The following is an 18,957-nucleotide window of genomic DNA, read 5'->3' on the forward strand; positions in this document are numbered from 1 at the left end:
TTGGGATCAGTCCAGCATGCCAGACAGCAGCGGTACGAACGTGACCGGCGCCAGTACCTGCTGCTCGACGCTGCCGTCTCCGCGACGGGTAAGCTGGATCAACGACTGCGCGCCGGCCGCACCCACTGGCGCCACCAGGCGCCCGCCCACGGCCAGCTGCTCGACCAGCGCATCCACCAGCGCCGGTGCGGCGGCGGTGACCACGATGGCATCGAACGGACCGTGTTCGGCCCAGCCGACACGGCCGTCGTCGTGCTTGCTGCGGATGTTCATGCCCAGCGCGCGGAAGCGCTTGCGCGCCTGCCGCAGCAGGTCGCCGATGCGTTCGACGGTGTACACCTCCAGCCCCAGCGCGCCGAGCACGGCGGCCTGGTAGCCCGAACCGGTGCCGACCTCCAGCACCTTCTTCGGTGCCGACTGCAGCACCGCTTCGGTCATCCGCGCCACCACCCACGGCTGCGAAATGGTCTGGCCATGGCCGATCGGCAGCGCGGTGTCTTCATAGGCGCGCGAGGCCAGCGCTTCGTCGATGAACAGATGGCGCGGGACCACCCGGATCGCGTTCAGCGTGTCCTCGTCGACGATGCCGCTTTCGCGCAGGCGTTCGACCAGGCGGTCGCGCACGCGCTGCGAGGTCATGCCGATGCCGACCGCTTCGGGTTGCAGGCGCAGGCGCTGGCTCATGCCGGGCGATCCAGCGCTGCGGTCAGTCCACCGACCCAGCTGGCAACCTTTTCCAGCGCCTGGTAACGCGTCAGGTCGACCTGGATCGGAGTGATCGAAATGTAGCCGCTGCGTACCGCATGGAAATCCGTGCCGGGGCCGGAATCCTGTTCGCGCCCGGCCGGCCCGATCCAGAACACTTCATTGCCACGCGGGTCGCGCTGGGCGATGCAGCCTTCGGCCCGGTGGCGGTTACCCAGCCGGGTGACCTCGAAGCCACGCACCTGGTCCCAGGGCAGGTCCGGCACGTTGACATTGAGGATGGTGTCGGCGGGCAGCGGGTCGGCCTTGAGCCGGGTGACGATTTCAACCGCGGCACGCGCGGCGGTTTCGAAGTTGCGCGGATCGTGGTTGTGGGTGACCAGCGACATCGCCACCGCCGGCAATCCGAGGAAACGCCCTTCCATCGCCGCAGACACGGTGCCGGAGTAGATGACGTCATCGCCCAGGTTGGCGGCGTTGTTGATGCCGGAGACCACGATGTCCGGGTCGTATTCCAGCATGCCAGTCAGCGCCAGGTGCACGCAGTCGGTCGGGGTGCCGGCCACCGAGCAGGTGGCGGCGTCGATGCGCTTGACCCGGACCGGGAGGTCGAGGGTCAGCGAGTTGCTGGCCCCGGAACGGTCGCGGTCGGGGGCGACCACCATCACGTCATGGCCGGCCTCGCGCAGTACCGAGGCGAGCATCCTGATGCCCGGGGCATCGACGCCATCGTCGTTGCTGACCAGGATCCGCATGGGAGTTTTAACCGCTTGATTGTTCAAGACTTCATTTCCATCACTTTCCAGCGTTGGCGGGGCCGGCCCTCTCCCGAGCCGGGATCGGCGACCGCGCAAGTGCGTCAGCTATTGTGCCGCAAGCGGGCAGATCGGCCTACCCCGCCGGGAGGTAGGCAGGGCCGATCCGGGGCATTAGGCTGTACCCATGTCACATCCTGAAGACGAAGATCCGGCCGCGCTGTTCCGGGCTGCCATCGGCGAGGTCACGCCGCTGCGCAAACCGGTGGCTGCCCCGCCGGCCACGCCACGGCCGAAGCCGCGCGCACGGATGGCCGAACAGGACGACGACGCCGCGCGCGGGGAGTTCGCCCGGCTGCTGCGCGACAGCAGTCCGCTGGAAGCCGGCGACACCGCCAGCTACCGGCGCGACACCTTGCCGGCGCGGATGTTCCAGCGGCTCAAGCGTGGCCAGTATTCGGTGCAGGACGAACTGGACCTGCACGGCGCCACCGCGGCGCAGGCGGAAACGCTGCTGCGCCAGTTCCTGCTGGAAGCGCATGCGCACGAGCATGGCTGCGTGCGCATCATCCATGGCAAAGGCCTGCAGTCCGATGGCGGCGCGCCGGTGTTGAAGAACCTGGTGGACCGGCTGCTGCGCCAGCGCAACGATGTGCTGGCGTTCCATTCGGCGCCGGCCGGGCAAGGCGGGACCGGCGCGGTGCTGGTGTTGTTGGCGCGGCGGTGATCACCCGCACCGCGCAGCCACGCAGGGCGGTTCGCGGGCGTGCCGGGGATGGCGTTGACACGCATGGCGTGTCACTACGATCCTGGGTCGGGCGACCTGGTGGTGGGACGACCTTTTTTGGTCGAGGGGCCGCGTAGGGACACGCCATGCGTGTCTGCGGGGTCAGTCGGGAACCGTGGCGCTTCCGAGGTCATTGACCTGGCCCAGCTCATGCAGCACGGCGGTGGCATAACACCCCGGCGGCAGCGCGAAGGTCAGCTCCAGCACGTCGGCTTCCAGCCAGCGGTGCTGCAGGTTGGCCGGGCGCAGGCGCAGCGCGCGGCGCTCCTGCTTCAGGCGGGCGCCTTCCAGGCCGGCACGCAGGCGCAGGGATTGGTCGTCGCTGATCGCGCCCAGCTCCAGTGCCGCCGCCGCCCCCGTGCTGCGCAGCTCGCCTTCACCCCACAACGGCCCGCTGGGATGGATGTCGAAGCGTCCCAGGCGGTCGGCCAGCAGGTCGGTCCACGGCTCGGGGCCGAACACGCTGCGGCTGCCATCCAGCATCCAGACCTCGCCCTCCAGCGGGCTGTCCCAGTTGCCCTGCGCGACGCGCTCGGCCAGCACCTGGTTGAACAGCGCCGACCGCGCCGCCGACAGCAGCAGCGAACGCTGGTCCGGGCGCATCCGGCGCCCTTCGAACATGGCCAGCGCGGCCGGCACGTTGCCGCCGTCGCGGCCGAAGCGCTGCTCGCCGAACCAGTTCGGCAGGCCGCGCGCGGCAATCAGCGAAAGACGCTCGTCGATCGCCCTGGCATCGCCCTGCACGTTGCGCAGCACCAGCCTGAACCGGTTGCCGGCGAGCGCGCCGCGCTGCAGTTTGCGGTTGTGCCAGGTCGATTCAAGCACCTCCACTTCGTCGGAGGCCAGGCTGGCAACATCCGGCGCGATGCGCTTGGGCAGGTGCACGCTGAAACGCTGGGTGGTGACGGCGTGGCGATCCTTCATGCCGGCATAGCTGACCGCCATGTCCGGCAACCCGGCCCACCTGGCCAGCAGCTTGGCCACGTGCACGGTATTGGCGCCGCGCTTGCGGATCGTCAACAGCAGGTGCTCGCCCTCCCCGCTCGGCTCGAACGCCGGCAGTTCGTCGACCTGGAAGTCCTCCGGCGTGGTACGGATGTCAGCGTGCAGCAGCGGCGCGCCGAACGCCAGCGGCAGCGGGATCACAGCGCCACCAGCAGCACGACCGCCTGGGCCGCGATGCCTTCGCCGCGCCCGGTGAAACCGAGCTTTTCCGAGGTGGTCGCCTTGACGCTCACCGCATCCAGCGCGATGCCCAGCAGGCCGGCAATGCGTTCGCGCATCGCCAGCGCATGCGGGCCGACCTTGGGGCGTTCACAGATCACGGTGATGTCGGTGTTGCCGACCTGCCAGCCGCGCTCGCGCAGCAGGCCGTTGCAGTGTTCCAGGAAGCGGCTGCTGTCGGCGTCTTTCCAGCGCATGTCCGACGGCGGGAAGTGCTGGCCGATGTCGCCGAGCGACAGCGCCCCGAGCATGGCATCGCACAGCGCATGCAGGATCACGTCGCCGTCGCTGTGCGCCAGCACGCCACAGCTGTGCTCGACCCGGATGCCACCGAGCATGATGTGGTCGCCCTCGCCGAAGGCGTGGACGTCGTAACCCTGGCCGATGCGGACGGGCGGAAAAACAGGCGTGCTCATGGTTGGAACCCAACGGTAACGCCGGGCACGGCCCGGCCGGGTGACAGGGGCGCAGCGCGGGAACTCAGGTCCCGCGGCGCGACAGTTCGAATTCGAACCGGGACAGATCGGCCCGGGTGGTGACCTTGAAGTTGTCTTCGCTGCCCTCGACCAGCAGCGGGCGCAGCCCCTGCCGTTCCATCGCCATGGCCTCGTCGGTCACTTCCACGCCGGCCGCGGCCGCGTCCTGCAGCGCACGCGCCAACTGGTGGCGGCGGAACAACTGCGGCGTGAGCGCACGCCACAACCGCGCGCGCGGCTCGGTAGCGTCGATGCCGCCGTCGTCGCCGGCGCGCTTGAGGGTGTCGCGTACGGGCGCGGCCAGGATCGCGCCGACCGGGTCGTTGCGCCCCACTTCGAGCAGGCGGCCGAGGTCGGCTGCGGCCAGGTTCGGCCGTGCCGCGTCGTGCACCAGCACGAAATCATCCGCGCGCACGCTCTCGGGCAGTGCCTGCAGGCCGGCCAGCACCGAGTCGGCACGGGTTGCCCCGCCGGTGCAGGTCAGGATCGGCTTGTCGGCCAGCGACTGCCAGCCGGGCCAGTCGGCATCGTGTTCGGCGATCACCACCATCACCCCGGCCACCACCGGGTGCGAAAGCAGTGCTTCCAGGGTATGCGCGAGCAGCACCCGGTCGCCTGCGGGCAGGTACTGCTTGGGCACCTGGCCCCCGAAACGGGTTCCCCGTCCGGCGGCCGGGACCACGGCCCAGACGCTGCCCATCAGGGCACTTCCTGGTGCGGCGCGTCCGGGTCGGCCAGCAGCGCGGGCGCGCGCGGCGGAGCCACCGGCGCGTTCTCGACCACGCGGTAGAACGTCTCGCCAGGCTTGATCATGCCCAGCTCGCTGCGCGCGCGTTCCTCGATCGCGGCCTCGCCTTCCTTGAGGTCCTTGACCTCGGCCGCCAGCGCATCGTTGCGCTGCTGCAGGCCGGCGTTGTCGCGCTTCTGGGCTTCGACCTGGGCTTCGAGCGTCATCACCTCTCCCGAGTTGCCCGGGCCGAACCAGAAGCGGTACTGCAGCCATGCCAGCAGTACCGCAAGCACCAGCAGCAGCCAGCGCCAGTTGCGCATGCGGATCAGCGCTTCAGCGAAACGAACGCGTCACGCCCGGCGTAACGCGCGCCGGCACCGAGGGCTTCCTCGATGCGCAGCAGCTGGTTGTACTTGGCCACGCGATCACTGCGGCACAGCGAGCCGGTCTTGATCTGGGTGGCGGTGGTGGCCACGGCGATGTCGGCGATGGTGGTGTCTTCGGTTTCGCCCGAACGGTGCGAGACCACGGCGGCGTAGTTGGCGCGGTCGGCCATCGCGATCGCTTCCAGGGTTTCGGTCAGGGTGCCGATCTGGTTGACCTTGATCAGGATCGCGTTGGCGGTGCCGGACTCGATGCCTTCCTTGAAGATCTTCGGGTTGGTCACGAACAGGTCGTCGCCGACCAGCTGCACCTGCTTGCCGATGCGGTCGGTGAGCAGCTTCCAGCCCGCCCAGTCGTTCTCGGCCAGGCCGTCTTCGATGGTGATGATCGGGTACTGCGCGGCCCAGTCGGCCAGGAAGTCGACGAACTGCTCGGAGGTCAGGCGCTTGTTCTCGCCGACCAGGTTGTACTTGCCGTTCTCGTAGAACTCGCTGGAGGCCACGTCCAGGCCCAGCAGCACGTCTTCACCGGCGGTGTAGCCGGCCTTGCCGATCGCTTCGAGGATGGTGTCCAGGGCCTCGACGTTGCTGCGGAAGTCCGGCGCGAAGCCGCCTTCGTCGCCCACCGCCGTGCTCAGGCCATGGCCCTTGAGCACCGACTTGAGCGAATGGAAGATTTCGGTGCCGGCGCGCAGCGCTTCGGAGAACGAGGTGAAGCCGACCGGCAGCACCATGAACTCCTGGAAGTCGACATTGTTGTCGGCATGCGCGCCGCCGTTGATGATGTTCATCATCGGCACCGGCAGGGTCACGTCACGGCCCTGGGCCAGGTACTGCCACAGCGCCTGCTTCTTCGACGCGGCCACGGCATGGGCGTTGGCCATCGAAACCCCGAGCAGCGCGTTGGCGCCCAGGCGGCCCTTGTTCTCGGTGCCGTCCAGGTCGATCAGGCGACGGTCCAGGCCTTCCTGGTCGGCGGCATCGAAGCCCTTCAGCGCCGAGGCGATGGTGGTGTTGACGTTGGCCACGGCGTTGCGCACGCCCTTGCCCAGGTAACGGGTCTTGTCGCCATCACGCAGCTCGACCGCTTCCTTGGTACCGGTGGAGGCACCCGACGGCACGGCGGCACGGCCGAACGAGCCGTCCTCCAGGGTGACTTCGGCTTCCAGCGTGGGGTTGCCACGGCTGTCGAGGATTTCACGGGCGTGGATGCTGCGGATCGCGGTCATGGCGGGCCAATTTCCAGTCGGTAAGGGGAAAGCGCCGCCCTCTGGCGGCGCGTGAAACATGCGTCGTGATTATGCAGCAGAACGTGCGGCTTTTCGCTCGCGGGCGGCGCTGATGAAACCGATGAACAGCGGATGGCCATCGCGCGGGGTGGACAGGAATTCCGGGTGCGCCTGGCAGGCCAGGAACCACGGGTGCTGGTCGCGCGGCAGTTCGACCACTTCGACCAGGGTGTCGTCCATGGACTTGCCGGCGATCACCAGGCCGGCGTCTTCGAGCTGGGTGCGGTAGCGGTTGTTGAACTCGTAGCGGTGGCGGTGGCGTTCGGAAACCACGTCCCTGCCGTACAGTTCGCGGGCCAGGGTGCCCGGCTTCAGGCGCTGCTCCTGCAGGCCCAGGCGCATGGTGCCGCCGAGGTCGCTCTTGTCGTCGCGTTTTTCGACGTCGCCGGTGGCGGTGCGCCACTCGGTGATCAGGCCGATCACCGGGTTCGGCGACTGGCGGTCGTTCTCGGTGCTGTTGGCGCCTTCCAGGCCGACCACGTTGCGGGCGAAGTCGACCACCGCGGCCTGCATGCCGTAGCAGATGCCGAAGTACGGCATCTGCTGCTCACGGGCGAACTGCGAGGTCAGCACCTTGCCTTCGAAGCCACGGTCGCCGAACCCGCCCGGCACCAGGATGCCGTCGACGTCCTGCAGCGCGGCCATGTCGGTGCCTTCCAGGTCCTGCGCTTCCAGCCACTTCAGGTTGACCTTGGTGCGCTGGCGCAGGCCGCCGTGCTTGAGCGCTTCGCCGACCGACTTGTAGGCGTCCTGGTGGTCGACGTACTTGCCGACCACGGCGATGGTGACTTCATCCACCGGGTGCAGGGTGGCGTCCAGCGCGGCTTCCCATTCGTGCAGGTCGGCCGGACCGGCCTTGTCGCCGAGCTTGAGCTGGTTGATGACGATCTCGTCCAGGCCCTGCGCGTGCAGGCCCATCGGAATGCGGTAGAGCACGTCGACGTCGGGCACGCTGATCACGGCACGTTCGGAGACGTTGGTGAACTGGGCGATCTTGCGGCGCTCGGAATCGGGTACCGGCTGCTCGGAGCGGCACAGCAGCACGTCCGGCTGGATGCCGATCGAGCGCAGTTCCTTGACCGAATGCTGGGTCGGCTTGGTCTTGAGCTCGCCGGCGGCGGCGATGTACGGCACCAGGGTGAGGTGCATGAACAGCGCCTTTTCCGGACCGCGCTCGGTGCGCACCTGGCGGATGGCTTCCAGGAACGGCAGCGACTCGATGTCGCCCACGGTGCCGCCGATTTCCACCAGCGCCACGTCGAAGCCTTCGGTGGCTTCGTCCATGCAGCGGCGGATCTCGTCGGTGATGTGCGGGATGACCTGCACGGTGGCGCCCAGGTAGTCGCCGCGACGTTCCTTGCGGATCACGTTTTCGTAGATGCGGCCGGTGGTGACCGAGTTCTTGCGGCTCAGGCGGGTGCGCACGAAGCGCTCGTAATGGCCCAGGTCGAGGTCGGTCTCGGCACCGTCGTCGGTGACATAGACCTCGCCATGCTGGAACGGGCTCATGGTGCCCGGGTCGACGTTGATGTACGGGTCGAGCTTCATCATCGTGACCTTCAGGCCACGGGCTTCGAGGATGGACGCCAGCGAGGCGGCGGCGATGCCTTTGCCAAGCGAGGAAACCACGCCGCCGGTTACGAAGATCAAGGGTGTCATGGCTGGGGGTGTCCTGTCAGGAAGGGGGAAACGACGCCGGCGCGGGGGGCGTCGGACGACGTGAAAGGGATATCGGGGTGGGAGCGGTCGGCGGCGGAGTGGTCACGCGCCGGGGCATCCTGCGAGGTCGGGGGGGCCGTGCCGGTCGCCGATGGGACCGTCACCTCCTGCCTACCCTGCTGGCGGTCGCGCACGACCAGACCAGTCCATTCGCTGATGGATGACACGCACTGCTCCCGGAAAGCCATAGTTTACAGATTGGAGCGCCCAAGCCCAAGGGGCATGAACGAAGACGCCCCGGCAAGCCGGGGCGTCGGGGAGGCCAAAACGCAGGGTCAGCGCTTCTTTTTGGCCTCTTCTTCCTCTTCCTGCTGCGGCACCTGCTGGCCCTTGGCCTTCATTTCGGCGGTGGCGGCAGCGCGGCGCTTGGCCTTGGCGTCGGCTTCGGACTGGGCCTTGGCCTCGGCCTGGTCGCCCTGCTGCGCGGTGGACTGGCCCTGTCCGCCGTTCTGGGCCATGGCCAGCGGCACGGCCACGACGGCGGCGGCAATGGCAACGATGGTCAGCAACTTCTTCATGGGGGGTCTCCTCGCTATGGCTGGGGATGGCGTGGCCGGGGGCCGGCTTTCACCACCGGAACCATTCTATCGCGCGCTGGTCGGCCGCCCCCTGAACGTGCGGCGTGCAAAAAAGCCGTCCAGACCGCAAACTTCGCCGTCGCTTTGCGCTTTTTGAAGACCGATGAACACCCGCTATAACGCCGCCGATATTGAAGTCCTGTCTGGCCTGGACCCGGTCAAGCGCCGCCCCGGCATGTACACCGACACCGCCCGCCCGAACCACCTGGCCCAGGAGGTGATCGACAACGCCGTGGACGAAGCCCTGGCCGGGCATGCCCGCACGGTCGAGGTCACCCTGTACAAGGACGGCAGCTGCGAGGTCAGCGATGACGGCCGCGGCATGCCGGTGGACATCCACCCGGAGGAGAAGATCCCCGGCGTGGAGTTGATCCTGACCCGCCTGCACGCGGGCGGTAAATTCAGCAACAAGAACTACACCTTCTCCGGCGGCCTGCACGGCGTGGGCGTGAGCGTGGTCAACGCGCTGTCGACGCTGGTGGAAGTGCACATCAAGCGCGAAGGCAGCGAGCACCGCATCACCTTCCGCAACGGCGACCGCGCCACGCCGCTGGAAGTAGTGGGAAGCGTCGGGAAAAAGAACACCGGTACCCGCGTGCGGTTCTGGGCAGACCCGAAGTACTTCGACACGCCCAAGTACAACCTGCGGGCGCTGCGCCACCTGCTGCGCGCCAAGGCGGTGCTGTGCCCTGGCCTGACCGTGAAGCTGCGCGACGAGGCCACCGACGAGCAGGACACCTGGTACTTCGAGGACGGCCTGAGCGACTACCTGAAGGCCGAGCTGGGCGAGCGCGAGATGCTGCCGGCGAACCTGTTCGTGGGGTCGTTGAAGAAGGACACCGAGGTGGTGGACTGGGCGGTGGCGTGGCTGCCGGAAGGCGAGCTGGTCCAGGAAAGCTATGTCAACCTGATTCCGACGGCGCAGCACGGCACCCATGCCAACGGCCTGCGCACCGGTCTGACCGAGGCGCTGCGCGAGTTCTGCGACTTCCGCAACCTGCTGCCGCGTGGCGTGAAACTGGCGCCGGAAGACGTCTGGGACCGGGTCTCGTTCGTGCTGTCGCTGAAGATGACCGACCCGCAGTTCAGCGGGCAGACCAAGGAGCGGCTGTCGTCGCGGCAGGCGGCGGGTTTCGTGGAAGGCGCCGCGCACGACGCGTTCAGCCTGCTGCTGAACCAGAACGTCACCCTGGGCGAGGCGATCGCGCAGCTGGCGATCGAGCGCGCGAGTGCGCGCCTGAAGACCGAGAAGCTGGTGGTGCGCAAGAAGGTCACGCAGGGCCCTGCCCTGCCCGGCAAGCTGGCGGACTGCATCAGCCAGGACCTGTCCCGCACGGAGCTGTTCCTGGTGGAAGGCGACTCGGCCGGCGGCAGCGCCAAGCAGGCACGCGACAAGGACTTCCAGGCGATCATGCCGCTGCGCGGCAAGATCCTGAACACCTGGGAGGTGTCGTCGGGCAGCGTGCTGGCCTCTGAAGAAGTGCACAACCTGGCGATCGCGATCGGCTGCGATCCGGGCAAGGAGGACATCAGCGGGCTGCGTTACGGCAAGGTGGTGATCCTGGCCGACGCGGACTCGGACGGCCTGCACATCGCGACGCTGTTGACGGCGTTGTTCCTCAAGCACTTCCCGGCGCTGGTGGATGCCGGCCACGTGTTCGTGGCGATGCCGCCACTGTTCCGCGTTGACGTGGGCAAGCAGGTGTTCTACGCGCTGGACGAGGAAGAAAAGCGTTCGCTGCTGGACAAGATCGAGCGCGAGAAGATCAAGGGCCAGGTCAGCGTGACCCGCTTCAAGGGCCTGGGCGAAATGAACCCGCAGCAGCTGCGCGAGTCGACCATCCACCCGGACACGCGCCGCCTGGTGCAGCTGACGGTGGACGACGGCGAGCAGACCAGCGCGCTGATGGACATGCTGCTGGCCAAGAAGCGCGCGGGCGACCGCAAGCAGTGGCTGGAAAACAAGGGCGACCTGGCTTCGCTGGAAGTCTGATCCGACAGCACGCCCCCCTGAAACAGCCCGCCGTCCGGCGGGCTGTTTCGTTGTGGGGCCGGCACGGACATCGCCCCTTCATCCTGCGCGCCAATGGATCGGGTAGCGTGGCGGTCCCTCGTCTGGTGGAGCCCGCATGCATTTCGATTCGACCTTGCGCTTGGACAGCGCCCGACTCGTGTTGAGCCCGATCCGCGCGGACGACGCCCCCGCCCTGTTCGCGATCCAGGCCGATCCCGACGTGATGCGCTACTGGAACCACGCGCCGTGGACGGACCTCGCGCAGGCGCAGGCGCAGATTGCCGACGACCTCGCCGCGATGGCGGCCGGCACGCAGCTCAAACTGGCCATCCGCGACAGCAAGAACGGGCCGCTGCTGGGCATCTGCGTGGTGTTCGCGATCGACGCCGCATCCGGCCGCGCCGAGATCGGCTACAACCTGGCTCCGCAGGTCCAGGGTAACGGGTACATGCGCGAGGCGCTGACGCGGCTGGCGACCTACCTGTTCGACGAACGCGGCCTGCGCCGGCTTGAAGCGGAGATCGACCCACGCAACGCCGCATCGGCGATGGTGCTGGAGCGGATCGGGTTCCAGCGCGAAGGCCTGCTGCGCGAACGCTGGTGCATCGCAGGCGAGCTGTCCGATTCGGCGCTGTACGGCCTGCTGGCACGCGACCGCGCAGCCTGACGCGCACGAAAAAGCCCGCCGGTTGGCGGGCTTTCCGTTCCAGCCAGGCAGGGCCCGGCGCTTACGCCCAGCCGAACAGCTCGAACAGCTTCAGGATCAGGTAGGCGCAGCCGCCTGCCGCCGGAATGGTCAGGATCCAGGCCCAGACGATGCGCTCGATCACGCCGAAGCGCAGCGAACGCGGGTTCTTGGCGTAGCCCACGCCCATGATCGCGGTGGAGATGCTGTGCGTGGTCGAGACCGGCATGCCGAAGTGCGCGGCCAGGGTCAGGATCGTCGCCGAGCTGGTTTCCGCCGCGAAACCGTGGATCGGGTGCAGCTTGACCATCTTGTGGCCCAGCGTCTTGATGATCTTCCAGCCGCCCGAGGCGGTACCCGCGGCCATCACCACCGCGCAGGTCAGCACGATCCACATCGCGATGCCGTCACCGGCATGCGCGTCCGGGTGCATGAAGGCCAGCCACGACGGCAGGTCGTTCAGCGCGCCGGTCGCCTCCGCACCGATCAGGGTCATCGCGATGATGCCCATGGTCTTCTGTGCGTCGTTGTGACCGTGCGCGAAGCCCATGTAGGCCGCCGACACGATCTGCGCCTTGCCGAAGAACGCGTTGACGATGCGCGGACGCGCCAGCCGGCCCAGCCAGCCGCCCACCTTGGCCATGCCCGCGATGATCGCCCACAGCAGCAGCATCACCAGGATGCCCAGCAGGAAACCGGCGATCGGCGAGGTGATCATCGGCAGGAACACCTTCCACAGCAGGCCCTTGTTCTGGGCCCAGGTGCCGATGCGCTCGGACCAGATCAGCGCATCCCAGTTGTTGTGCGCCGCGGCCAGGCCGGCACCGCACAGACCGCCGATCAGCGCGTGCGAGGATGACGACGGCAGGCCCTTCCACCACGTGATCAGGTTCCAGATGATCCCGCCGAGCAACGCGCACAGGATCACCTGCGGGGTCACGTCGACCACGTTGGTGTTGAGCAGGCCGGAGGCGATGGTCAGCGCGACGGCGGTGCCGGTGAGCGCGCCGATCAGGTTCATGAAGGCCGCAAGCATCACCGCCCAGCCGGGCGAGAGCACCTTGGTCGCCACCACCGTGGCGATGGAGTTGGCGGTGTCGTGGAAGCCGTTGATGAACTCGAAGACGAGCGCGGCCAGGATCACCACCAGAACGAGGGTCAGCATGCTGTGGCGTCCGTCAGCTGTTCTTCAGCACGATCTGGTACGCCACCACGCCGGCTTCGCGGCAACGGTCGATGGCTTTTTCCAGGATCTCGAAGAACTCCTTGAGCAGGAACATCTGCAGGTTGTCCAGGCGACCGGAGTAGATGTCGCGGTACAGCTCCAGCATCAGCCGGTCGGCCTCGTTCTCCAGCGCGCGCAGCTTCTCGTTGAGCGCGGTCATCCGGTCCAGGTTCATGTGGCGCAGGTCGCTGACCATCTCCACCACCACGCTGGCCGCCTGTTCCAGCATCGCCGCGCGGGGCGCGAAGTCGATGTGCTCCAGGTGCTTGGTGGCCAGCGAATAGCGGTCGGCGAACTTCTCGACCTGCTTGGGAATCTTGTACAGCGCCGAACCCAGCGCTTCGATGTCCTCGCGCTCGATCGGGGTCATGAAGCTGTCCACCAGCGCCTGGCTGATCTTGTCCGAGGCGGCGCGTTCGCGCAGGCGGGCCAGCTTGAACGCGTCCAGCGCCGGCTGGCGGTCGGCCTCGCGCAGCATCGAATGCAGCGCCTTGGCGCTGTCGTGGGCGGCCTGGGCAGCCTCGTCCAGCAGGGTGTAGAACTGTTTGCCGGAGCCGAAAATGGTCTGCAGAGAGAACATGGAGAAACCTATTCGCCGTCGAGGAAGGACGGCACCGGGCGGAATTATGACGGTTTGATGTCCAAACTGGGTACTCCCGGCGTCTTCACGCCGCTCCCGGTCCACCTGAACCACTCTGTTTGCACCCCTCCCCCCGGCTTTTGTTAAGATGCGGCGGCACCTTCGGGTGCACTCTATGGACGACGACCCTTACCCCCCGCCGCGCCCCCCAGGCTTGTCCTGGCCCGGTAGCCGCCCCCGCTTGAACACGCCCTCCCTGCCACCAACCGGGGATGACGCCCGTGTTTGAACTGATCCTGCTCGTTTTCGCCCTGATCCTGCTCAACGGGTTCTTCGCCATGTCCGAGATGTCGGTCATGACCTCGCGCAAGAGCCGCCTGAAGCAGATGGCCGCCTCCTCCAAGCGCGCCGCCCGGGCCCTGGAGCTGTCCGAGAAGCCGGAAAGCTTCCTGTCCACCGTGCAGATCGGCATCACCGTGATCGGCGTGCTGACCGGCCTGCTCGGCGGCGACGCCATCGGCGAGGCCATCGCGGGCTGGATCAAGGGCCTGATGCCCGGCTTCGGCCACGCCGAGCTGGTCGGCAAGGGCCTGGCGGTGACCCTGATCACCTTCGTGACGCTGATCTTCGGCGAACTGGTGCCCAAGCGGCTCGCCCTGACCCGTTCGGAAGACATCGCCGGGCTGGTGGCCCTGCCGATGAGCTGGCTGGCCAAGCTGGCCTTCCCGTTCGTCTGGCTGCTGTCCAAGACCACCCGCCTGGTCCTGCGCCTGCTGGGCCTGGGCAACGACGAGGCGGCCACGGTCACTGAAGAAGAAATCCGCATGCTGGTCGCCGAAAGCCACGAGGCCGGCGTGATCGACGCGCACGAGCGCGACATGATGAACCGGGTGATGCGCCTGGGCGACCGTACCGCTGACAGCCTGATGACCCCGCGCAACCGGATCGCCTGGCTGGACACCCAGGCCGATCCCGAAAAGAACTTCGCGTCCATGCGCGAGCACGAGTTCTCGCGTTACCCGGTGTATCGCGGCAACGACCAGGACATCGTCGGCGTGCTCGAAGTGAAGAGCCTGGTCACCCGCCTGGTGCGCGATGATCATGCCCTGTTCCAGCAGCTGCGCGAGCCGTTGTACGTCTCGGACTCGACCCATGCGATGAAGCTGCTGGAGATCTTCCGCGAAGAGCAGCAGTCGATGGCGCTGGTGGTGGACGAGTACGGCGAGATCCAGGGCCTGGTGACCATCAGCGACCTGATGGGCGCGGTGGTCGGGCGCATGCAGTCGGTGGAGAACGTCGACGAGGACGCCCTGGTGGTGACCCGCGAGGACGGCTCGCTGCTGGTGGACGGCTCGCTGTCGATCGAAGACCTGCGCGAACTGATGGGCAATGCGGAACTGCCGGATGCCGAGGACGGCGACTACTACACGCTGGCCGGCATGTGCATCCACTACTTCGGCCGCATTCCGCACGCCGGCGAGTACTTCGACTGGGCCGGCTGGCGTATCGAGATCGTCGATCTGGACGGCGCGCGCGTGGACAAGCTGCTGATGCGCGCGCTGGCCGAAGAGGAGACCGATGAACTCACCGGCTGATCCGCCCGGCGCGCCGGACCAGGGCCGGCCGGAGTACCAGAACGAAGGCATCCGTACGCTGCTGGCGATGTTCGACCACGGCGATCCGGAGCAGCGCCTGCTGCTGGGCGAGATCCTGCAGGGCCTGCAGCAGAGCGCGTTCGGGGTGTTCCTGTTCGTGGCGATCCTGCCCTCCTTCATCCCGATCCCGGGGCTGGGCGGCGCGGTGAGTGGCCCGCTGGTGATCCTGATCGGCGTACAGATGCTGTGTGGGCTGCGGCGCCCGTGGCTGCCGGGGTTCATCGCCAACCGCGGCCCGCGTCGCGGCACCATGCATCGCTTCCTGGCCCGTATCGACCGGCCGTTGCGGCGCCTCGACCGCATGCTTAAGCCACGCCGGCCGGTGCTGCTGGTGCCGGTGGCGGCGCATGCGTTCACCGGGCTGCTGCTGGTGCTGATGGGGCTGCTGCTGTCGCTGCCGATCCCCTTCACCAACTATCTGTTCGGTTTCCAGCTGCTGCTGTTCTCGCTGGCGCTGCTGGAGCGCGATGGCACGCTGATGCTGATCAACTGGATCGGCGCGATTGCCGCGGTGGTGTTTTTCAGCTTCAGCTCGGGGCAGCTGGTGGAGTATCTGGTGGAGCTGTTCCAGCGCTGGTTCTGACCTCGCGTGCGTCCCGACCAACGGTCGGGACCTACCGGCAAAGGCTGCGTGCGTCCCGACCAACGGTCGGGACCTACCGGGGCGGGTCGCGTGCGTATCCACCACGGTAGCACCCGACCGTTGGTCGGGTGAACGATCACCGGTAGCACCCGACCGTTGGTCGGGTGAACGATCAGCGCAGGTCGACGACGCCGTTGTCCGACATCGCGGCCGGGTCGTCGGTCACCGCCGACAGCACGAAGCTCAGCGCCTTGCCCAGCAGCGTGCCCGGACCATCCCAGTACTCGGCCGATTCGGCGCTGACGTGGATCAGGCGCAGGTTGGGATCGTCCTTGCCGCCCGGGAAGAACAGCTTCATCGGCGGCGACCACAGTTCTTCGATCTTGGCGCGATCATCGACGATGCGCGCGATGCCCGCGACCGAGACGTAGGTATTCTTCGACTGCGAAGCATAGGCCACGTTGACGCGCGGATTGAGGGCGATCTCGGCCACCTTGGGGCTGTCGGCGGCGGTGGCGAACCACAGGTCGCCGTCGAACTCGACTTCCTGGGTACCCAACGGACGGCTGTACAGGCGTCCGTCGACGCCGGTGGTGGTGAACATGGCAATGTCCACGCCACGGATCAGTTCGGCCAATTGTTTGATGTGCTGCTGGCGATCGATATCGGCCATGGGATGACTCCTGCAAAAGGAACCCCATCACAGCAATGTGGCGGCCATGGCGACGTGAACCGGATGGTCACGCCGCCTTCGCAGCCCGGTGCGCGTCGCGCACCGGGCAGACACCCATGGGGTGTCTCTACGCGTTCAGGCCCTTCCACGCTTGCATCGCCAGGCCAAACGAACGCTTGCGCGCGGCGTGGTCGTAGATGTTGGCGGTGAGCAGGAGTTCGTCGGGCTTGTGACGTGCGGCGAACGCGGCCATGCCTTCGCTGACCTGGCGCAGGTCGCCGACCACCGCACAGGCCAGTGCATTCTGCACGCCCAGCTTTTCGTGGGGCTGCCAGAACGCCTCGATATCGTCGATCGGCGGCGGAATCAGGCCCGGCTTGCCGCGACGCAGGTTGACGAAGCTCTGCTGCTGGGTGGTGAACAGGCGCTTGGCTTCGGCTTCGGACTCGGCGGCGACCACGTTCAGGCCCAGCACCGCATACGGAGCGGTCAGGTACTGGGACGGGCGGAACTCACGGCGGTAGACCGCCAGCGCCTCATCCATCGCGTCCGGGGCGAAGTGCGAGGCGAATGCGAACGGCAGGCCCATCGCGGCCGCCAGTCGCGCACTGAACAGGCTGGAGCCAAGCAGCCACACCGGCACTGGAATGCCGGCGCCGGGCACCGCGCGCACCGCCTGCCCCGGCTGCGCCGGCTCGAAGTAGTGCAGCAGTTCGCGCACGTCCTGCGGGAACTGGTCGGCACTGTCGAAATAACGACGCAGCGCGCGTGCGGTGGGCTGGTCGGTACCGGGCGCACGGCCCAGGCCCAGGTCGATCCGGTCCGGATACAGCGAGGCCAGCGTGCCGAACTGCTCGGCCACCTGCAGCGGCGAATGGTTGGGCAGCATGATCCCGCCCGCACCGACCCGGATGCGCTCGGTGCCACCGGCCACGTGCCCGATCAGCACCGCAGTGGCGGCGCTGGCGATTCCGGGCATGTTGTGGTGCTCGGCCAGCCAGTAACGGTGGTAGCCCCAGCCTTCGGCGTGCTGGGCCAGGTCCAGCATGTTGGCGAAGGCGGCGGTGGTGTTGCTGCCTTCACAGACCGGGGCCAGATCAAGGATCGAAAGTTGCATGCGCACGTTCCATCAAAGGGTATGACCCTTGGATGGGGGCGCCCGCCGCCAGACACCATGGGCGCTGGCGGAATGGTGATTCCTGCGGGATCGCCAGGGCCGGCCAACGGCCGGAATCAGTCGGTGGCCAGGTCCACCAGCGGCTTCAGCTCCGGATCCAGCGCTACCCGTTCGTCGAACACGAAGCAGCGCCCGTCATAGCCTTCGCCGCCGACCTCCTCGAAATAGCCAAGGATGCCGCCTTCGAGCTGCAGCATGTTGTCCATGCCGTCGTTGCGCATCCACAGCGCGGCCTTCTCGCAGCGGATGCCGCCGGTGCAGAAACTCACCACGGTGCTGTCGCGCAGCGCCTCGCGGTGCGGCGCCAGGGCGTCGGGCAGGTCGGTGAACTTGCTGATCGGCAGCACCAGGGCATCCTGGAAGGTGCCGTATTCGATTTCCTGGGTATTGCGGGTGTCGAGCATCACCACCGGCTTGCCGGCGTCGTCATGGCCCTGGCGCAGCCAGCGCTGCACCGTGGCCGGGTCCACCGACGGCGCGCGCGGGTAGGCCAGCGGCTGGCCGTCGTCGATGCGGAAGCTGATGATCTCCGGCTTGACCTTGGCCTTGAGCCGGGCAAACGGCTGAATCCGGCTGTAGCTGGTCTTGACCCGCATCCCGGCAAAGCGCGGGTCGGCCTGCAGCGCCGCGTAGAAACCGTCGATACCCGATTCGCTGCCGGCCAGGAACAGATTGATGCCTTCCCCCGCGACCAGCACCGTGCCGCGCAGCCCGGCGGCCTCGGCGCGCGCCAGCAGCGTGGCGCACAGCGCGTCGGGGTCGTCGATCGGGGTGAAGTGATAGGCGGCGGTATTGGCGATCATCCGCACATTTTACCCGCCTGTGCCGCCCCCGCCCACGAGGGGCGTTCAGCCGCGCAGCAGCACGAACGGCAGCAGCACCAGCGCGGCCGCCGCCAGCATGCCGGCCAGCACCGCAACCACGAACAGCGGGCGTCGCCGCAGCAATGTGCCGAAGGTTTCGGCGGTGCCGTCGGCCAACGCCGCCTGGCGCTCGGCGCGGACCCGCTCGCCGCGCGCCTGCTGGTACCCCGCCATCAGCGCCTTGGCCCGGGGCTGGTCGGCGTCGTCACGGATCCAGATACCACCGAAGGAAATACCCCACGGACTGGGCTCGGTGCGGTAATGGCCGATGCCGGCCTGGTCCAGCAGGGCGGTCACGTCCTGGATTTCATCGTCTGCGACGTTGCGCAGGTTGAGCAGCAGTTTCGACATGCGCCCATGATAGCCCCCGGCGATGCGCTACCCTTGCGTCCCCCTGTCCAACCGGTGCCGCCGATGCGTCGTCTGCCGAAATTCCTGCTGGTTCCCGCGCTGCTGTCGCTGCTGGCCGCCTGTACCCCGCCTGGCCCGCCGCCGGGGGGCAGCATCGCCACGTTCGAGAAGATCGACACCCAGCCCGGCACCGGCGCCGAAGCGACCCCGGGCAGCACGGTGGTGGTCCACTACACCGGCTGGGTATACGACGAAAAGGCGGCGGACAAGCACGGCGAGAAGTTCGACAGTTCGGTCGATCGCGGCGAACCGTTCAGCTTCGGCCTCGGCGAAGGCCGGGTGATCCGCGGCTGGGACGAAGGCTTCAGCGGCATGAAAGTCGGTGGCAAGCGCACCCTGATGATTCCGGCCGAGTACGGGTACGGCGCGTCCGGCGCCGGCCCGATCCCGCCGAACGCCTCGCTGGTGTTCGACGTGGAACTGCTCGACGTCAAGCCGCGCTGAC

Annotated in this window: 21 protein-coding genes; 6 read left to right on the top strand and 15 right to left on the bottom strand. The window is 67.7% G+C overall.

Annotation, left to right across the window (positions count from 1 at the left end):
• Positions 1-6: 6 nt before the first annotated feature.
• Positions 7-684 (bottom strand): protein-L-isoaspartate(D-aspartate) O-methyltransferase, encoded by a 678-nt coding sequence (locus tag FSZ13_RS03420; RefSeq protein ID WP_145478009.1) that lies wholly within the window; start codon positions 682-684, stop codon positions 7-9.
• Positions 681-1,460, bottom strand: a complete 780-nt coding sequence (gene surE / locus FSZ13_RS03425) for a 5'/3'-nucleotidase SurE (protein WP_145478010.1) — start codon at positions 1,458-1,460, stop codon at positions 681-683. The genes FSZ13_RS03420 and surE overlap by 4 nt, the downstream gene beginning before the upstream one ends.
• Positions 1,461-1,647: 187 nt before the next feature.
• Here surE and FSZ13_RS03430 point away from each other — a divergent pair, with 187 nt between their 5' ends.
• Positions 1,648-2,187 (top strand): Smr/MutS family protein, encoded by a 540-nt coding sequence (locus FSZ13_RS03430; protein WP_145478011.1) that lies wholly within the window; start codon positions 1,648-1,650, stop codon positions 2,185-2,187.
• Between the two features lie 162 nt (positions 2,188-2,349).
• Here FSZ13_RS03430 and truD read toward each other — a convergent pair whose 3' ends face one another.
• The 7 genes from truD to FSZ13_RS03465 all read right to left on the bottom strand — a co-directional run bounded on the left by truD (position 2,350) and on the right by FSZ13_RS03465 (position 8,586).
• Positions 2,350-3,393: a tRNA pseudouridine(13) synthase TruD gene (gene truD, locus FSZ13_RS03435; RefSeq protein ID WP_145478012.1), complete on the bottom strand. Its 1,044-nt coding sequence runs from the start codon at positions 3,391-3,393 to the stop codon at positions 2,350-2,352.
• Positions 3,390-3,887: a 2-C-methyl-D-erythritol 2,4-cyclodiphosphate synthase gene (gene ispF, locus FSZ13_RS03440; protein ID WP_145478013.1), complete on the bottom strand. Its 498-nt coding sequence runs from the start codon at positions 3,885-3,887 to the stop codon at positions 3,390-3,392. Before ispF ends, truD begins: the two co-directional genes overlap by 4 nt.
• Before the next feature lie 64 nt (positions 3,888-3,951).
• The gene (ispD, locus tag FSZ13_RS03445) at positions 3,952-4,647 is read right to left on the bottom strand and encodes a 2-C-methyl-D-erythritol 4-phosphate cytidylyltransferase (RefSeq protein ID WP_428999963.1); all 696 of its coding nucleotides are present in this window, start codon (positions 4,645-4,647) and stop codon (positions 3,952-3,954) included.
• Complete coding sequence (gene ftsB, locus FSZ13_RS03450) at positions 4,647-4,997, bottom strand: cell division protein FtsB (RefSeq protein ID WP_145478014.1); 351 nt, start codon at positions 4,995-4,997, stop codon at positions 4,647-4,649. The genes ispD and ftsB overlap by 1 nt, the downstream gene beginning before the upstream one ends.
• Before the next feature lie 5 nt (positions 4,998-5,002).
• Positions 5,003-6,289, bottom strand: coding sequence for a phosphopyruvate hydratase (eno, locus tag FSZ13_RS03455; protein ID WP_145478015.1), 1,287 nt, complete (start codon positions 6,287-6,289; stop codon positions 5,003-5,005).
• Positions 6,290-6,358: 69 nt separating this feature from the next.
• Positions 6,359-8,008 carry a CTP synthase gene (locus FSZ13_RS03460; protein ID WP_145478016.1) on the bottom strand — a complete coding sequence of 550 codons (1,650 nt, stop codon included), beginning with the start codon at positions 8,006-8,008 and terminating at the stop codon, positions 6,359-6,361.
• Between the two features lie 335 nt (positions 8,009-8,343).
• The gene (locus FSZ13_RS03465; RefSeq protein WP_145478017.1) at positions 8,344-8,586 is read right to left on the bottom strand and encodes a hypothetical protein; all 243 of its coding nucleotides are present in this window, start codon (positions 8,584-8,586) and stop codon (positions 8,344-8,346) included.
• 163 nt (positions 8,587-8,749) lie between these two features.
• Here FSZ13_RS03465 and parE point away from each other — a divergent pair, with 163 nt between their 5' ends.
• Together parE and FSZ13_RS03475 are read left to right on the top strand one after the other, a co-directional pair.
• Entirely contained in the window at positions 8,750-10,639 is a 1,890-nt protein-coding gene (gene parE, locus FSZ13_RS03470; RefSeq protein ID WP_145478018.1) for a DNA topoisomerase IV subunit B, read from the top strand.
• A gap of 136 nt (positions 10,640-10,775) precedes the next feature.
• The gene (locus tag FSZ13_RS03475) at positions 10,776-11,327 is read left to right on the top strand and encodes a GNAT family N-acetyltransferase (RefSeq protein WP_145478019.1); all 552 of its coding nucleotides are present in this window, start codon (positions 10,776-10,778) and stop codon (positions 11,325-11,327) included.
• A gap of 61 nt (positions 11,328-11,388) precedes the next feature.
• On the opposite strand, the gene FSZ13_RS03480 is transcribed toward FSZ13_RS03475, so the two are convergent.
• Both FSZ13_RS03480 and FSZ13_RS03485 read right to left on the bottom strand, forming a co-directional pair.
• Positions 11,389-12,510: an inorganic phosphate transporter gene (locus FSZ13_RS03480; RefSeq protein WP_145478020.1), complete on the bottom strand. Its 1,122-nt coding sequence runs from the start codon at positions 12,508-12,510 to the stop codon at positions 11,389-11,391.
• A 13-nt stretch (positions 12,511-12,523) separates the two neighbouring features.
• The gene (locus FSZ13_RS03485; RefSeq protein ID WP_070207259.1) at positions 12,524-13,150 is read right to left on the bottom strand and encodes a DUF47 domain-containing protein; all 627 of its coding nucleotides are present in this window, start codon (positions 13,148-13,150) and stop codon (positions 12,524-12,526) included.
• Between the two features lie 272 nt (positions 13,151-13,422).
• Here FSZ13_RS03485 and FSZ13_RS03490 point away from each other — a divergent pair, with 272 nt between their 5' ends.
• Together FSZ13_RS03490 and FSZ13_RS03495 are read left to right on the top strand one after the other, a co-directional pair.
• A complete protein-coding gene (locus FSZ13_RS03490) occupies positions 13,423-14,745 on the top strand; it encodes a hemolysin family protein (RefSeq protein ID WP_145478021.1) in 1,323 nt (440 codons plus the stop codon).
• Complete coding sequence (locus FSZ13_RS03495) at positions 14,729-15,388, top strand: exopolysaccharide biosynthesis protein (RefSeq protein WP_145478022.1); 660 nt, start codon at positions 14,729-14,731, stop codon at positions 15,386-15,388. The genes FSZ13_RS03490 and FSZ13_RS03495 overlap by 17 nt, the downstream gene beginning before the upstream one ends.
• A gap of 172 nt (positions 15,389-15,560) precedes the next feature.
• Here FSZ13_RS03495 and FSZ13_RS03500 read toward each other — a convergent pair whose 3' ends face one another.
• The 4 genes from FSZ13_RS03500 to FSZ13_RS03515 all read right to left on the bottom strand — a co-directional run bounded on the left by FSZ13_RS03500 (position 15,561) and on the right by FSZ13_RS03515 (position 18,452).
• Positions 15,561-16,061 (bottom strand): pyridoxamine 5'-phosphate oxidase family protein, encoded by a 501-nt coding sequence (locus FSZ13_RS03500; protein WP_145478023.1) that lies wholly within the window; start codon positions 16,059-16,061, stop codon positions 15,561-15,563.
• Between the two features lie 127 nt (positions 16,062-16,188).
• The gene (locus FSZ13_RS03505; RefSeq protein WP_145478024.1) at positions 16,189-17,178 is read right to left on the bottom strand and encodes an LLM class flavin-dependent oxidoreductase; all 990 of its coding nucleotides are present in this window, start codon (positions 17,176-17,178) and stop codon (positions 16,189-16,191) included.
• A 116-nt stretch (positions 17,179-17,294) separates the two neighbouring features.
• Complete coding sequence (locus FSZ13_RS03510) at positions 17,295-18,041, bottom strand: sulfurtransferase (protein WP_145478025.1); 747 nt, start codon at positions 18,039-18,041, stop codon at positions 17,295-17,297.
• A gap of 45 nt (positions 18,042-18,086) precedes the next feature.
• Positions 18,087-18,452, bottom strand: coding sequence for a DUF6164 family protein (locus FSZ13_RS03515; RefSeq protein ID WP_145478026.1), 366 nt, complete (start codon positions 18,450-18,452; stop codon positions 18,087-18,089).
• Positions 18,453-18,515: 63 nt separating this feature from the next.
• Here FSZ13_RS03515 and FSZ13_RS03520 point away from each other — a divergent pair, with 63 nt between their 5' ends.
• The gene (locus FSZ13_RS03520; protein WP_145478027.1) at positions 18,516-18,956 is read left to right on the top strand and encodes an FKBP-type peptidyl-prolyl cis-trans isomerase; all 441 of its coding nucleotides are present in this window, start codon (positions 18,516-18,518) and stop codon (positions 18,954-18,956) included.
• Position 18,957 lies beyond the last annotated feature (1 nt).

Origin of the sequence: Stenotrophomonas rhizophila (assembly GCF_007667275.1) — a bacterium.
Lineage (GTDB): Bacteria > Pseudomonadota > Gammaproteobacteria > Xanthomonadales > Xanthomonadaceae > Stenotrophomonas > Stenotrophomonas maltophilia_AE.

Excerpts from the sequence above, each read along its gene's own strand:
- FSZ13_RS03420 (WP_145478009.1), bottom strand. The coding sequence starts at position 684 with ATGAGCCAGCGCCTGCGCCTGCAACCCGAAGCGGTCGGCATCGGCATG.
- surE (WP_145478010.1), bottom strand. The coding sequence starts at position 1,460 with ATGCGGATCCTGGTCAGCAACGACGATGGCGTCGATGCCCCGGGCATC.
- FSZ13_RS03430 (WP_145478011.1), top strand. The coding sequence starts at position 1,648 with ATGTCACATCCTGAAGACGAAGATCCGGCCGCGCTGTTCCGGGCTGCC.
- ispF (WP_145478013.1), bottom strand. The coding sequence starts at position 3,887 with ATGAGCACGCCTGTTTTTCCGCCCGTCCGCATCGGCCAGGGTTACGAC.
- ispD (WP_428999963.1), bottom strand. The coding sequence starts at position 4,647 with ATGGGCAGCGTCTGGGCCGTGGTCCCGGCCGCCGGACGGGGAACCCGT.
- ftsB (WP_145478014.1), bottom strand. The coding sequence starts at position 4,997 with ATGCGCAACTGGCGCTGGCTGCTGCTGGTGCTTGCGGTACTGCTGGCA.
- eno (WP_145478015.1), bottom strand. The coding sequence starts at position 6,289 with ATGACCGCGATCCGCAGCATCCACGCCCGTGAAATCCTCGACAGCCGT.
- FSZ13_RS03460 (WP_145478016.1), bottom strand. The coding sequence starts at position 8,008 with ATGACACCCTTGATCTTCGTAACCGGCGGCGTGGTTTCCTCGCTTGGC.
- FSZ13_RS03465 (WP_145478017.1), bottom strand. The coding sequence starts at position 8,586 with ATGAAGAAGTTGCTGACCATCGTTGCCATTGCCGCCGCCGTCGTGGCC.
- parE (WP_145478018.1), top strand. The coding sequence starts at position 8,750 with ATGAACACCCGCTATAACGCCGCCGATATTGAAGTCCTGTCTGGCCTG.
- FSZ13_RS03475 (WP_145478019.1), top strand. The coding sequence starts at position 10,776 with ATGCATTTCGATTCGACCTTGCGCTTGGACAGCGCCCGACTCGTGTTG.
- FSZ13_RS03480 (WP_145478020.1), bottom strand. The coding sequence starts at position 12,510 with ATGCTGACCCTCGTTCTGGTGGTGATCCTGGCCGCGCTCGTCTTCGAG.
- FSZ13_RS03485 (WP_070207259.1), bottom strand. The coding sequence starts at position 13,150 with ATGTTCTCTCTGCAGACCATTTTCGGCTCCGGCAAACAGTTCTACACC.
- FSZ13_RS03490 (WP_145478021.1), top strand. The coding sequence starts at position 13,423 with ATGACGCCCGTGTTTGAACTGATCCTGCTCGTTTTCGCCCTGATCCTG.
- FSZ13_RS03495 (WP_145478022.1), top strand. The coding sequence starts at position 14,729 with ATGAACTCACCGGCTGATCCGCCCGGCGCGCCGGACCAGGGCCGGCCG.
- FSZ13_RS03500 (WP_145478023.1), bottom strand. The coding sequence starts at position 16,061 with ATGGCCGATATCGATCGCCAGCAGCACATCAAACAATTGGCCGAACTG.
- FSZ13_RS03505 (WP_145478024.1), bottom strand. The coding sequence starts at position 17,178 with ATGCAACTTTCGATCCTTGATCTGGCCCCGGTCTGTGAAGGCAGCAAC.
- FSZ13_RS03510 (WP_145478025.1), bottom strand. The coding sequence starts at position 18,041 with ATGATCGCCAATACCGCCGCCTATCACTTCACCCCGATCGACGACCCC.
- FSZ13_RS03515 (WP_145478026.1), bottom strand. The coding sequence starts at position 18,452 with ATGTCGAAACTGCTGCTCAACCTGCGCAACGTCGCAGACGATGAAATC.
- FSZ13_RS03520 (WP_145478027.1), top strand. The coding sequence starts at position 18,516 with ATGCGTCGTCTGCCGAAATTCCTGCTGGTTCCCGCGCTGCTGTCGCTG.